Annotated in this window: 12 protein-coding genes; 10 read left to right on the forward strand and 2 right to left on the reverse strand. The window is 62.5% G+C overall.

All coding sequences use genetic code 11. The annotated features are described in order from the left end of the window. Position 1 precedes the first annotated feature (1 nt). Both SINAR_RS0117145 and SINAR_RS0117150 read right to left on the reverse strand, forming a co-directional pair. A complete protein-coding gene (locus SINAR_RS0117145) occupies positions 2 to 607 on the reverse strand; it encodes a YceI family protein (RefSeq protein WP_028000220.1) in 606 nt (201 codons plus the stop codon). Next, positions 604 to 1,230, reverse strand: coding sequence for a cytochrome b (locus tag SINAR_RS0117150; protein ID WP_028000221.1), 627 nt, complete (start codon positions 1,228 to 1,230; stop codon positions 604 to 606). The genes SINAR_RS0117145 and SINAR_RS0117150 overlap by 4 nt, the downstream gene beginning before the upstream one ends. A 253-nt stretch (positions 1,231 to 1,483) precedes the next feature. Between SINAR_RS0117150 and tpiA the strand changes: the two genes are divergently transcribed. From tpiA to SINAR_RS0117205, 10 genes are all read left to right on the forward strand, one after another. Beyond that, the gene (gene tpiA, locus SINAR_RS0117155; RefSeq protein ID WP_028000222.1) at positions 1,484 to 2,254 is read left to right on the forward strand and encodes a triose-phosphate isomerase; all 771 of its coding nucleotides are present in this window, start codon (positions 1,484 to 1,486) and stop codon (positions 2,252 to 2,254) included. 122 nt (positions 2,255 to 2,376) lie between these two features. Further along, positions 2,377 to 2,850 (forward strand): preprotein translocase subunit SecG, encoded by a 474-nt coding sequence (gene secG / locus SINAR_RS0117160; RefSeq protein WP_028000223.1) that lies wholly within the window; start codon positions 2,377 to 2,379, stop codon positions 2,848 to 2,850. A 134-nt stretch (positions 2,851 to 2,984) separates the two neighbouring features. Next, on the forward strand, positions 2,985 to 4,622 hold the full coding sequence (gene pyrG, locus SINAR_RS0117170) for a CTP synthase (RefSeq protein ID WP_167333606.1): 1,638 nt from the start codon (positions 2,985 to 2,987) through the stop codon (positions 4,620 to 4,622). A gap of 253 nt (positions 4,623 to 4,875) precedes the next feature. Continuing rightward, entirely contained in the window at positions 4,876 to 5,766 is an 891-nt protein-coding gene (locus SINAR_RS0117175; protein ID WP_028000225.1) for a VOC family protein, read from the forward strand. After that, complete coding sequence (gene kdsA, locus SINAR_RS0117180; RefSeq protein ID WP_028000226.1) at positions 5,766 to 6,608, forward strand: 3-deoxy-8-phosphooctulonate synthase; 843 nt, start codon at positions 5,766 to 5,768, stop codon at positions 6,606 to 6,608. Before SINAR_RS0117175 ends, kdsA begins: the two co-directional genes overlap by 1 nt. 135 nt (positions 6,609 to 6,743) lie before the next feature. Next, positions 6,744 to 8,018 carry a phosphopyruvate hydratase gene (eno, locus tag SINAR_RS0117185; RefSeq protein WP_028000227.1) on the forward strand — a complete coding sequence of 425 codons (1,275 nt, stop codon included), beginning with the start codon at positions 6,744 to 6,746 and terminating at the stop codon, positions 8,016 to 8,018. Between the two features lie 355 nt (positions 8,019 to 8,373). Continuing rightward, entirely contained in the window at positions 8,374 to 8,694 is a 321-nt protein-coding gene (locus tag SINAR_RS0117190; protein ID WP_028000228.1) for an FtsB family cell division protein, read from the forward strand. Positions 8,695 to 8,830: 136 nt separating this feature from the next. Beyond that, positions 8,831 to 9,877, forward strand: a complete 1,047-nt coding sequence (gene pdhA / locus SINAR_RS0117195) for a pyruvate dehydrogenase (acetyl-transferring) E1 component subunit alpha (RefSeq protein WP_028000229.1) — start codon at positions 8,831 to 8,833, stop codon at positions 9,875 to 9,877. A gap of 17 nt (positions 9,878 to 9,894) precedes the next feature. Further along, positions 9,895 to 11,274: a pyruvate dehydrogenase complex E1 component subunit beta gene (locus tag SINAR_RS0117200; protein ID WP_028000230.1), complete on the forward strand. Its 1,380-nt coding sequence runs from the start codon at positions 9,895 to 9,897 to the stop codon at positions 11,272 to 11,274. Between the two features lie 12 nt (positions 11,275 to 11,286). Beyond that, positions 11,287 to 12,630: a pyruvate dehydrogenase complex dihydrolipoamide acetyltransferase gene (locus tag SINAR_RS0117205; protein WP_028000231.1), complete on the forward strand. Its 1,344-nt coding sequence runs from the start codon at positions 11,287 to 11,289 to the stop codon at positions 12,628 to 12,630. The last annotated feature ends 10 nt before the right edge of the window (positions 12,631 to 12,640 follow it).

Consider the following 12,640-nt stretch of genomic DNA (forward strand, 5'->3'; position numbering starts at 1 on the left):
CCTAACGCTTCTGCCCTGTTATGTTCATGTCGAACTCGACGACATTGGAGTAAATCGGCGTTCCGACCGTCATGCCGTAGGGCGAGCGACGGATGCTGCCGCGGATCGTGAAAGAAATCGAGCGGCTGTCCCAATCCGTGAGCCTCACGGCAAAGCGCTCTTTACGGCTCTTGCCGCGGGCGGTGAGAACGCCCTCGATCGTTGCGGTATCCGGCCCGGTCTGGCTAACGCCGGTGGAGCGGAAGGTCACCGTCTTGTGGTTGGCCGCATCGAATACTGCGCTGGAGCGCAGGAAATCCTCTATTCGGCGCTCGGTGGACCTCACGCTTTCAGGATAAAGTGTGAATTCCACTGAGGACCGCGCGATATCGGCGCCGTCGATACGGAAATTGCCAGCAAATTTGGCGAAACTGCCCGCGATACCGCCGCTGCCACCCACTTGGCCGACGCTGAACCGGATACTGGAGGAACTGGCTATGCGATAGTTCCCCGCAGCATCCGTAAGCGCCGGTGCTTTTGCGCCGGCAACCGGCGCCCACGAAAGGGCGAGGGTAAGGAGCGCGAGCGGCAACGTCGCTGCCGTGGACTGCTTGCGCGCAAGAGTCATGTTCGTTTCCTCTCGACTGTAGTGCCGTCCTCTCCCGAGGCGCTGGTCGTGCCGGCGGTTCTCGGCACGAAACCGGAGCGAAGCATGCGGACGAGGACCTCGTCGCGCCGTCTGAAATGGTGGTAGATTGCCGCTGCCGCGTGGATCGCGACCAGTCCGAGCATCCCATAGGCGAGCATTGCATGGGCGAGGGCCCAGAATGCTTCCGAAGTCTCCGATCTCGGGAGCGGCAGATGCGGAACGACGATCATGTTGAAATAGAAGCTCGGGATCGCCAGGGTGGAGGCGGACGCGACCGCCCAGCCGGCGAGCGGCACGATGAGCGCGAGCGCGATAAGCGACAGATGCGTCGCCCGGGCCGCCTTGAGCTCCATCGGGCTGAGGGTCGGAGGGGCGGCCGGGCTGGCTTCCACGAACCACCAGAAGGTGCGAAGCGCAGCCAGCCCCAAGGCGGTGAAGCCGAATGACTTGTGCCATTGGTAAAGCGAAAATTGCAGGGCAGGGTCGATGTCGATGCGGCGCATGACGAAGCCTGCGAGGACGAGGCCGAGGATCAGGACCGCGATCGTCCAGTGGAGGATGATCGTCACCGTTCCAAACCGGTTCTCGCTGTTGCGCAGCATGGGAGACTCCAACGCCGGGGCGTTCGTCCACGTCGCGGCAGAACTTCTTCATATTAGATGCCCGCGGCCTCGGTTTTATTCGCTTCCGCCGGGTGTTTTCCGCTGATTGTTCGCTGACAGCCGGTGACGAGCGCCGGGAACCGAGGAGCTTGGACCGTCGATGGCGGAATAATCGGCTCGGGTGCTTTTTTTTACCCGAGCGATTTGCTACCCCCCTTGCCGAGACGAAGAGACCTGATCTGGAGGAGATCTCATGACGCCCGATATCCGCCCGCTCGTCGCCGGCAACTGGAAGATGAATGGAACGCGTGCATCTCTGGACCAGATCAAGGCAATGGCCGAGGGCGTCAAAGGCGATCTTTCCACGAAGGTAGACACCCTGATCTGCCCGCCGGCCACATTGCTTTACGTTGCGACTGCGCTTTGTGACGACAGTCCCTTGATGATCGGCGCGCAGGATTGCCATCAGAAGCAGTCGGGAGCCCATACCGGCGAAGTCTCGGCTGAAATGGTTGCCGATTGCTTCGGCACTCATGTCATCGTCGGCCATTCCGAACGGCGCACCGATCATGGCGAAAGCGACGCGCTGGTGCGGGCCAAGAGCGAGGCCGCGCATGGCGCGGATCTCGTTGCTATCGTCTGCGTCGGAGAGACGGAAGAGGAACGCAAGGCCGGCCGGACGCTCGATATCCTGAAGCGCCAGCTCGCCGGGAGCCTGCCGGATCTGGCGACGGCCGAGAATACGGTGATCGCCTACGAACCCGTCTGGGCGATCGGCACCGGTCTGACACCCACCGTGTCCGACGTCGAGGAGGCACACGCCTTCATGCGCCGCGAGCTCGTTTCGCGCTTCGGCGCGGAAGGCGGCAGGATGCGCATCCTCTATGGAGGGTCCGTCAAACCCGCGAATGCGAAGGAACTCATGGGCGTTGCCAATGTCGACGGCGCCCTGATCGGCGGCGCGAGCTTGAAAGCGGATGATTTTCTCGCCATCTACAGGGCCTATGAAGAATTGACTGCCTGATTGCCGCGGGACTTGGAATAGCTGGCGGCTTGGTATAAAGAGGCGCCAAATTTGACGCGGCCCCACCGTGAGGTCGGCGTTGTTCGATTCGCATGCCCCGCAGAGGGCAGGACTGGAAGCTGATGCAGACCGTACTACTCGTCATCTATCTCATGGTGGTCGTCGCCCTGATCGGCGTCGTTCTCATTCAGCGTTCCGAAGGCGGCGGTCTCGGGATCGGCGGGGGCTCGGGCTTCATGTCTGCCCGCGGCACCGCCAATGCGCTCACCCGAACGACCGCGGTTCTGGCCTTCCTTTTCTTCGCCCTGGCGCTGGCGATGGGCATCCTGTCGCGCTACGAGCCGCAGGCGACCGACATTCTCGATCGAATCCCGGGAACGAGCTCGAGCGGCGGCGTACTCGATTCGCTCGGCGGCGGTCAGACCGCGCCGGCCGGCGGAAACACCGAGGCTCCGGCCAACGGCAACGGCGCCAACAACGCCGCACCGGCAGGTGGTGCTGCCGCTCCCCAGGCCCCGGCGGCCGCTCCGGCCCCCGCAGCCCCGGCTGATGGCGCCAGCGGCAATTCGGGATCGCAAGTTCCGAGCGGTCAGTAAGGCCGCAAGTCAGAAGATCTGCCGGCGGATGGCTTCATCCGCCGGTTTTGTTTTGTGTGAAATCTGCCATTCCGCACGGAAAATTCTGAAAGACGAATTTTTCGGTGGCGGAATCGTTTGTGAAAAGGTATCCGGTGACTCCCATGGCGCGATATGTATTCATCACTGGCGGCGTGGTCTCCTCCCTCGGAAAAGGCATCGCTGCGGCCGCTCTTGGAGCGCTGCTGCAGGCGCGTGGCTACCGCGTGAGGCTGCGCAAGCTCGATCCCTATCTCAATGTCGACCCAGGCACGATGAGTCCCACCCAGCACGGTGAGGTCTTCGTCACCGACGACGGCGCGGAAACGGACCTCGATCTCGGGCACTATGAGCGGTTCACGGGTCGCTCGGCGACCAAGACCGACAACATCACCACGGGCCGCATCTACAAGAACATCATCGACAAGGAGCGGCGCGGCGACTATCTCGGCGCGACGGTCCAGGTGATCCCGCATGTCACCAACGAGATCAAGAACTTCGTCACCGAAGGCAATGAGGACTACGACTTCGTCATCTGCGAGATCGGCGGCACGGTCGGCGACATCGAGGCAATGCCCTTCATGGAAGCGATCCGCCAGCTCGGCAACGATCTGCCGCGCGGTACCGCAGTCTATGTCCATTTGACGCTGATGCCCTACATCCCGGCCGCGGGGGAACTGAAGACCAAGCCGACTCAGCATTCCGTCAAGGAACTGCAGGCACTCGGCATTCATCCGGATGTTCTGCTCGTGCGCGCCGACCGCGAAATCCCGGAAGCGGAACGCCGCAAGCTGTCGCTCTTCTGCAATGTCCGCCAGTCTGCAGTGATCCAGGCGCTCGACGTCGCATCGATCTATGACGTCCCGATCGCCTATCACAAAGAGGGGCTGGACAACGAAGTGCTCGCCGCCTTCGGCATCGAGCCGGCGCCGAAGCCGCGCATGGAAGCCTGGGAAGATGTGGCGCACCGCATCCGCACGCCGGAAGGCGAAGTGACGATCGCGATCGTCGGCAAATATACCGGCCTCAAGGATGCCTATAAGTCGCTGATCGAGGCGCTCTACCATGGCGGCATCGCCAATCGCGTCAAGGTCAAGCTCGAATGGATCGAATCGGAGGTCTTCGAGAAGGAGGACCCGGCCCCGTATCTGGAAAAGGTTCACGGCATTCTCGTTCCCGGCGGATTCGGCGAACGCGGCTCGGAGGGCAAGATCAACGCAGCGCGCTTCGCCCGCGAGCGCAAGGTGCCCTATTTCGGCATCTGCTTCGGCATGCAGATGGCGGTCGTCGAAGCGGCGCGCAATCTCGCCGGCATCGAAAAGGCATCCTCGACGGAGTTCGGTCCGACCAAGGAACCGGTCGTCGGGCTGATGACCGAGTGGGTGAAGGGCAATGAACTCGAGAAGCGGTCCGCCGCGGGCGATCTCGGCGGTACGATGCGCCTCGGCGCCTATCGCGCGGCGCTGAAGCCCGACACGAAGATCGCCGAGGTCTACGGTTCGTCTGATATTTCCGAGCGCCACCGCCACCGCTACGAGGTCAATATCGACTATAAGGACCGGCTCGAATCCTGCGGCCTGGTCTTCTCCGGCATGTCCCCGGACGGCGTTCTGCCGGAGACGATCGAGTATCCCGATCATCCCTGGTTCATTGGCGTTCAGTACCATCCGGAACTGAAGTCGCGTCCGCTTGACCCGCACCCGCTCTTCGCAAGCTTCATCGAGGCAGCGCTCGAGCAGTCGCGGCTTGTGTAACTAGTTGCCGGTGAAAGGCGGGAGCCTGCCTCTTGCCGTGGATTGGCTCGGCCAATGCAGCATCTTCCATCGTGCGGTGACCTTCTCTGTCCGGACGGCATCTCCCCGCGCAACGGGGAGATGGGCACGAGGCGCGCTCCTGCCTTGCCCAAAGTGTGACCGTCGCGATCCTCGTCGGCCATTGAAGGGGCGCGCTTGCAATCGGCGGTCAAAAGTTGCAAACAGCGGCAAACCGGTCATTAGGGAAACCGCCATGAGCCAATCCAAGCGAACCGCCCGCCCGCTCGATCATCTCGTGCTGCCGGTGGCCGATCTCGCGCGGACGAGGCAGCGTCTGGCGGCTCTCGGCTTCACGGTTGCCGATGAGGCGCGCCATCCCTTCGGCACCGCAAATGCCTGCGTCTTCTTCTCTGACAACACCTATCTGGAGCCGCTTGCGGTCGCTTCGCGGGAAGAATGCGACGCGGCCGCACTCGAGGGCAACGCCTTTGTGGCGCGTGATCAGGCGTTTCGTTTTCGCCGGGGGGCGGAGGGCCTGTCGGCCGTCGTGCTCGGGACGCCGGACGCGACCGAAGACCACATCCGGTTCCGTTCGCGCGGTATCTCCGGCGGCGAAATGCTCGAGTTCTCGCGGCCTTTGCGGCTGCCAGACGGTCGGGAGGGACTCGGCTCATTCCGGCTTGCTTTTGCCGCGGACCTGCGTTCACCGGACTTCTTTCTTTTTGCCTGCCAGCGCCTGCGCGCGCTCCCGGTCGACAGCAGCTCGCTTCACCGCCATGAAAACGGCGTTCTCGGCATTGCCGAAGTCGTGCTTTCGGAGCAGAACCCGACGGATTTCCAATATCTTCTGCAGGAAGCGGTGGACGAGCGCGAGGTCTCGGCCCATTCCTTCGGCATGGACATCCAGGCAGGCAGCGCCAAGGTCGCCGTACTGACACCGACCGGCGTGGAGGCGTTCTTCGGCCGCTCGGTCGAGGGTGCGGGGCGCGGCTTGCGGGGGCGTGCAGTGGTCTTCCGCGTGACTGATCTGGAGGCCACACGGGCGCTGTTCGCGCAGAACGATATCGAATTTGCAGAGATGGGCGGACGCCTCATTGTTCCGGAAGCGCCGGGTCAGGGTGTAATCTTCGCCTTTGGAGTATGATGATGGAAACCAATTCAAGGGTCGTCGTCGGCGAAGGTGCCGGCCAGGTGGTGTTCTCGCAGAAGGAACGGCTGACGCTGATCGCCGGTCCCTGCCAGATGGAGAGCCGCGAACACGCATTCATGACTGCGGGGAAGCTCGCCGAGCTCTGCAAATCGCTCGGGCTCGGCCTCGTCTATAAGTCTTCTTTCGACAAAGCGAACCGCACCTCGCTTTCGGGCAAGCGCGGCATCGGGCTCGACAAGGCGATGGAGGTCTTCGCCGATCTCAAGCGGGAGTTCGGCTTTCCTGTGCTGACGGATATCCACACGGAAGAGCAATGCGCAGTCGTGGCCGAGACCGTCGACATCCTCCAGATTCCGGCCTTCCTGTCGCGGCAGACGGACCTGCTGGTCGCCGCCGCGAAGACGGGACGGGCGATCAACGTCAAGAAGGGCCAGTTCCTCGCCCCCTGGGACATGAAGAACGTGCTTGCCAAGTTCACCGAGAGCGGCAATCCGAACGTGCTGCTCTGCGAGCGCGGCGCCTCCTTCGGCTATAATACGCTTGTCTCCGACATGCGCTCGCTGCCGATTATGGCGGCACTCGGCGCTCCGGTGGTCTTCGATGCCACCCATTCCGTGCAGCAGCCGGGCGGTCAGGGCGGTTCGACCGGCGGCCAGCGCGAGTTCGTCGAGACCTTGGCGCGGGCGGCTGTCGCTGTGGGCGTAGCCGGCGTCTTTGTCGAGACTCATGAGGATCCCGACACCGCTCCCTCCGACGGCCCGAACATGGTGCCGCTGAAGGACATGCCGCGGCTGCTGGAAAAACTGCTCGCCTTTGATGCCGTTGCGAAAGCGTGAACAGGAGCCGCGCTCCATGTGAATTTTTCATGAAGCGGGCCGCTGTTCGGATTTTGCGATCCCGGCGCCATTGTAATTTCGAGGCCGTGAATTAAGACGGGCCGACCATCTTCATCGTCCATAAGGGAAGAGATCATGACTGCAATCATCGACATCATCGGCCGAGAGATTCTCGACAGCCGCGGCAACCCGACCGTCGAGGTCGATGTCCATCTCGAGGATGGCAGTTTCGGCCGCGCGGCGGTTCCCTCTGGCGCCTCGACCGGTGCCCACGAAGCGGTAGAGCTGCGCGATGGTGGCACGCGTTATCTCGGCAAGGGCGTCGAGCGCGCCGTCGATGCGGTGAACGGCGAGATCTTCGAAGCGATCGGCGGCCTCGACGCTGAAAACCAGATCCAGATAGACCGCACCATGATCGAGCTCGACGGGACGCCGAACAAGTCGCGCCTTGGCGCCAACGCCATTCTCGGCGTTTCGCTCGCCGTCGCCAAGGCCGCGGCGGTAGCCTCCGGCCTGCCGCTCTACCGCTATGTCGGTGGCCCGAATGCCCATCTCCTGCCGGTCCCGATGATGAACATCATCAATGGCGGCGCTCACGCCGACAATCCGATCGACTTCCAGGAATTCATGATCATGCCGGTCGGTGCCGAAACCCTGAAGGACGCAGTCCGCATGGGCTCGGAAGTCTTCCATACGCTGAAGAAGCAGCTTGCCGCCGACGGCCACAACACCAATGTCGGCGACGAAGGCGGTTTTGCGCCGGGTCTCGCATCTGCTCCCGCAGCCCTCGACTTCATCATGAAGTCGATCGAGAAGGCCGGTTACAAGCCGGGCGAGGACATGTATGTCGCTCTCGATTGCGCTTCGACCGAATTCTTCAAGGACGGCAAATACGTGCTCGAGGGCGAAGGCCGTACGCTCGAGCCGGGCGCCATGGCCGAATATCTCGCCGAGCTCGCCGGCAAATATCCGATCATCTCGATCGAGGACGGCATGGCCGAAGACGATTGGGACGGCTGGAAGGCGCTGACCGACCTCGTCGGCAACAAGTGCCAGCTTGTCGGCGACGATCTCTTCGTGACGAACTCCGCTCGGCTGCGCGACGGCATCAAAATGGGCGTCGCCAACTCCATCCTCGTCAAGGTCAACCAGATCGGTTCGCTTTCGGAGACGCTCGATGCGGTCGAGACCGCGCACAAGGCGCGCTATACCGCCGTCATGTCGCACCGCTCCGGCGAGACCGAGGATTCGACCATTGCCGACCTCGCAGTCGCCACCAATTGCGGCCAGATCAAAACCGGTTCGCTCGCACGCTCCGACCGGCTCGCCAAGTACAACCAGCTGATCCGTATCGAAGAGCAGCTCGGCCCGCAGGCGCAATATGCAGGTCGCTCAATCCTGCGGGGTTGATCGCGGAAGGGTAGCGGCCTTTGCCCCGCGTCCGGCCTGCCTGCCTCCTTCTCCCCGCAAGCGGGGCGAGGAGGCACACGGCAAGCTCTCAGCCCCTCTCCCTGCCTGCAAGGAGAGGGTAGGACGAGGGCAAGCGCGGGCGCGCAACGGCAGTCTGCATCACAGCCAAAATCGCGAATCTTCAATCTTACCCGCCCACAAGGCGGGTTTTTGCTTTATTGCGGCCATTCATGGTCAACCGTCGGTTAATCAATCGACGCTAGTCTTCATCATCGTACTGCGTATTGGAGCGGCTCGCGGGAGACTATGTGCGGATTGCCCGCGACCCGCTCCGACTCAATTCAGGGCATGAGCGATGTGGACACGGCATCACAGGAAGCGGAGACTGGGGCGATTGGTGGTGCCGTTGCTGGCGGTCGCCTTCCTTACCTATTTCGGCTATCATTCGATCCATGGCGGATACGGACTGAAGGCGACGGAAGAGTTCGATCGCCAGATCGCGGAGCGGCAGGCACGGCTGGACGAGCTCACTCAGACGCGAAAGATCCTGGAGAAGGAAGTCGAGCTGATGAGCGACGGTTCGCTGGAGAGAGACATGCTGGATGAGAAGGCTCGCCTCGCGCTCAACATGTCGCGCAGCGACGAGATCGTCATTTTCCACCATCCTGCGGATTAACTGGAAACCGGTTAATCACAGAAAACATCTTTTAATCAACGAGTTACAGCGAATAATAGCCATGCAAATATGGCATTGCTGATGCGCTTTTCTTTCCCTATGGTAGCCGCCAAAGGCTAACCATTGGGAGGAACGAATGGCTCCGCGAAAATCCGCGTCCGTTTCCAGCCGCAAGACCGCTGCCAAGCCGGCCAAGAAAGATTTTGCCGGCGGCACGATCGCCGAATTCTCCAAGGAAGACGATCTCAAGGCCTACCGTGAAATGCTGTTGATCCGGCGTTTCGAGGAAAAGGCCGGCCAGCTCTACGGTATGGGGTTCATCGGTGGCTTTTGTCACCTCTATATCGGCCAGGAAGCCGTCGTCGTCGGGATGCAGATGGCGCTGAAAGAGGGTGACCAGGTCATCACCGGCTATCGGGACCACGGCCATATGCTCGCCTGCGGCATGAGTGCGCGCGGCGTGATGGCGGAACTCACCGGTCGTCGTGGCGGCCTTTCCAAGGGGAAGGGCGGCTCGATGCACATGTTCTCCAAGGAAAAGCATTTCTATGGCGGCCACGGCATCGTCGGAGCGCAGGTCTCGCTCGGAACCGGCCTCGCTTTCGCTAACCGATACCGCGGCAACGACAATGTAAGTCTCGCCTATTTCGGCGACGGTGCGGCCAATCAGGGCCAGGTTTATGAGAGCTTCAACATGGCCGCTCTCTGGAAGCTGCCGGTGATCTACATCGTCGAAAACAACCGCTATGCCATGGGCACCTCCGTGTCGCGCGCCTCGGCGCAGACCGACTTCTCCCAGCGCGGCGCTTCCTTCGGCATTCCCGGTTACCAGGTCGACGGCATGGATGTCCGCGCCGTCAAGGCCGCAGCCGACGAGGCGGTCGAACACTGCCGTTCAGGCAAGGGGCCGATCATCCTCGAAATGCTGACCTACCGCTACCGCGGCCATTCCATGTCCGACCCGGCGAAGTATCGCTCGAAGGATGAAGTACAGAAGATGCGTTCGGAGCATGATCCGATCGAGCAGGTGAAGGCCCGTCTGACGGACAAGGGCTGGGCCACCGAGGACGAACTGAAGCAGATCGACAAGGAGGTTCGCGACATCGTTGCGGACAGCGCCGATTTCGCCCAGTCTGATCCGGAGCCGGATGCCTCCGAGCTCTACACCGACATCCTGCTTTGATCCGGGGAGGGACAAATATGCCTGTAGAAATCCTTATGCCTGCCCTTTCCCCGACCATGGAGGAAGGCACGCTCTCCAAGTGGCTGAAGAACGAGGGGGACAAGGTGTCCTCCGGCGATGTGATCGCCGAGATCGAAACCGACAAGGCGACGATGGAAGTGGAAGCCGTAGACGAAGGTACGATCGGCAAGCTGCTGATTGCGGCCGGCACGGAAGGTGTGAAGGTGAATACGCCGATCGCCGTGCTGTTGCAGGACGGCGAAGCTGCAAGCGACATCGATTCGGCGAAGGCCGAGGCGCCGAAGGCGGAAGCGCCGAAGCCCGCGGCTGCCGAAGCGCCGGCTTCCGCAGCCCCCGTGGCGGCGCAGCCCAGGGCGGAAGTTCCTGCCGACCCGGCAATTCCGGCCGGAACCGAAATGGTGACGATGACCGTTCGCGAAGCGCTTCGCGACGCGATGGCCGAAGAGATGCGCGCCAATGACGACGTCTTCGTCATGGGCGAAGAGGTCGCCGAATACCAGGGCGCCTATAAGGTCACCCAGGGCCTGCTGCAGGAATTCGGCGCGCGCCGCGTGGTCGATACGCCGATCACGGAGCATGGTTTTGCCGGCGTCGGCGTCGGCGCTGCGATGACGGGTCTGCGCCCGATCGTCGAGTTCATGACCTTCAACTTCGCCATGCAGGCGATCGACCAGATCATCAACTCGGCTGCCAAGACGCTCTATATGTCCGGCGGCCAGATGGGCGCGCCGATCGTCTTCCGCGGGCCGAGCGGTGCTGCTGCCCGCGTCGCCGCGCAGCACTCCCAGTGCTATGCCGCCTGGTACAGCCACATTCCGGGCCTGAAGGTCGTCATGCCCTATACGGCGGCGGACGCGAAAGGGCTGCTCAAGGCCGCCATCCGCGATCCGAACCCGGTGATCTTCCTCGAAAACGAGATCCTCTACGGCCAGTCCTTCGAAGTGCCGAAGCTCGACGATTTCGTGCTGCCGATCGGCAAGGCACGCATCCATCGCGCCGGCAAGGACGCGACGCTCGTCTCCTTCGGCATAGGTATGACCTATGCGATCAAGGCCGCGGCGGAACTCGAGGCTCAGGGGATCGACGTCGAGATCATTGACCTTCGCACGATCCGCCCGATGGACCTGCCGACCGTCATCGAATCCGTGAAGAAGACCGGCCGCCTCGTCACCGTCGAGGAAGGTTATCCTCAGTCTTCCGTCGGCACCGAGATCGCCACCCGCGTCATGCAGCAGGCCTTCGACTATCTCGATGCGCCGGTGCTGACGATCGCCGGCAAGGACGTGCCGATGCCCTATGCGGCCAATCTTGAAAAGCTTGCTCTGCCGAATGTCGCGGAAGTCGTCGATGCGGTGAAAGCTGTCTGCTACAAATAAGGGGGTCGTTCGATGCCAATCAACATCACCATGCCGGCCCTCTCTCCGACGATGGAAGAAGGCAATCTGGCCAAGTGGCTGGTCAAGGAAGGCGACAAGGTCAAGTCCGGCGATGTGATCGCCGAGATCGAGACCGACAAGGCGACGATGGAAGTGGAAGCCGTCGATGAGGGAACGGTCGCCAAGATCGTCGTTCCCGCCGGCACCGAAGGCGTCAAGGTCAATGCGCTGATCGCGGTTCTCGCCGCCGAGGGCGAAGACGTCGCTACCGCCGCCAAAGGCGGCAACGGCGCAGCGGGAGCAGCCTCCGCGCCGAAGCCGCAGGAACCGGCCGAAACGGCACCGGCCGGTGCTCCGGCACCCGCTGCAGCACCGGCGCCGCAAGCTGCTGCTCCGGCTTCTCCGGCGCACGCCGATGGCGAAGGCAAACGCATCTTTTCGTCGCCGCTGGCACGCCGCCTCGCGAAGGAGGCAGGAATCGACCTTTCGGCGATCACCGGTTCCGGACCGCATGGCCGCGTCGTCAAGAAGGACGTCGAGGCAGCCGTTTCCGGTGGCGCCGCCAAACCCGCCGCCGCGCCGGCAGCAGCTCCGGCACCGGCGACGCTCGCCAAGGGTGCGTCGGAAGACGCCGTTCTCAAGCTTTTCGAGCCGGGCTCCTACGAACTCGTGCCGCATGACGGAATGCGCAAGACGATCGCCAAGCGCCTCGTGGAATCGAAGCAGACGATCCCGCATTTCTATGTTTCGGTCGATTGCGAGCTCGACGCGCTCCTGGCGCTGCGGGCCCAGCTCAATTCCGCAGCACCTGAAAAGGACGGCAAGCCGGTCTACAAGCTTTCCGTCAACGACATGGTGATCAAGGCACTTGCGCTGGCGCTGCGCGACGTTCCGGATGCGAATGTGTCCTGGACCGATCAGAACATGGTCAAGCACAGGCACGCGGACGTCGGCGTTGCCGTCTCCATTCCCGGCGGCCTGATCACGCCGATCGTCCGCCAGGCGGAGTTGAAGAGCCTCTCGGCGATCTCCAACGAGATGAAGGACCTCGGCAAGCGCGCAAAGGAGCGCAAGCTGAAGCCGGAAGAATATCAGGGCGGCACCACTGCCGTCTCCAATATGGGCATGATGGGCGTCAAGGACTTCGCCGCCGTCGTCAATCCGCCGCACGCGACTATTCTCGCGGTCGGCGCCGGCGAGGAGCGCGTCGTCGTCAAGAACAAGCAGATGGTCATCGCCAATGTAATGACCGTCACGCTTTCGACCGACCATCGCTGTGTCGATGGTGCGCTCGGCGCCGAACTGCTCGCCGCCTTCAAACGCTACATCGAAAATCCGATGGGCATGCTCGTCTGATGCGATCCGG

The organism is Sinorhizobium arboris LMG 14919 (assembly GCF_000427465.1).
Taxonomy (GTDB): domain Bacteria; phylum Pseudomonadota; class Alphaproteobacteria; order Rhizobiales; family Rhizobiaceae; genus Sinorhizobium; species Sinorhizobium arboris.

What these genes read in the sequence shown, in the direction of transcription:
- SINAR_RS0117150 (WP_028000221.1), bottom strand. Translation starts at nt 1,230, where the DNA reads ATGCTGCGCAACAGCGAGAACCGGTTTGGAACGGTGACGATCATCCTC.
- SINAR_RS0117145 (WP_028000220.1), bottom strand. Translation starts at nt 607, where the DNA reads ATGACTCTTGCGCGCAAGCAGTCCACGGCAGCGACGTTGCCGCTCGCG.
- kdsA (WP_028000226.1), top strand. Translation starts at nt 5,766, where the DNA reads ATGATGGAAACCAATTCAAGGGTCGTCGTCGGCGAAGGTGCCGGCCAG.
- SINAR_RS0117205 (WP_028000231.1), top strand. Translation starts at nt 11,287, where the DNA reads ATGCCAATCAACATCACCATGCCGGCCCTCTCTCCGACGATGGAAGAA.
- secG (WP_028000223.1), top strand. Translation starts at nt 2,377, where the DNA reads ATGCAGACCGTACTACTCGTCATCTATCTCATGGTGGTCGTCGCCCTG.
- SINAR_RS0117175 (WP_028000225.1), top strand. Translation starts at nt 4,876, where the DNA reads ATGAGCCAATCCAAGCGAACCGCCCGCCCGCTCGATCATCTCGTGCTG.
- SINAR_RS0117190 (WP_028000228.1), top strand. Translation starts at nt 8,374, where the DNA reads ATGTGGACACGGCATCACAGGAAGCGGAGACTGGGGCGATTGGTGGTG.
- pdhA (WP_028000229.1), top strand. Translation starts at nt 8,831, where the DNA reads ATGGCTCCGCGAAAATCCGCGTCCGTTTCCAGCCGCAAGACCGCTGCC.
- tpiA (WP_028000222.1), top strand. Translation starts at nt 1,484, where the DNA reads ATGACGCCCGATATCCGCCCGCTCGTCGCCGGCAACTGGAAGATGAAT.
- SINAR_RS0117200 (WP_028000230.1), top strand. Translation starts at nt 9,895, where the DNA reads ATGCCTGTAGAAATCCTTATGCCTGCCCTTTCCCCGACCATGGAGGAA.
- eno (WP_028000227.1), top strand. Translation starts at nt 6,744, where the DNA reads ATGACTGCAATCATCGACATCATCGGCCGAGAGATTCTCGACAGCCGC.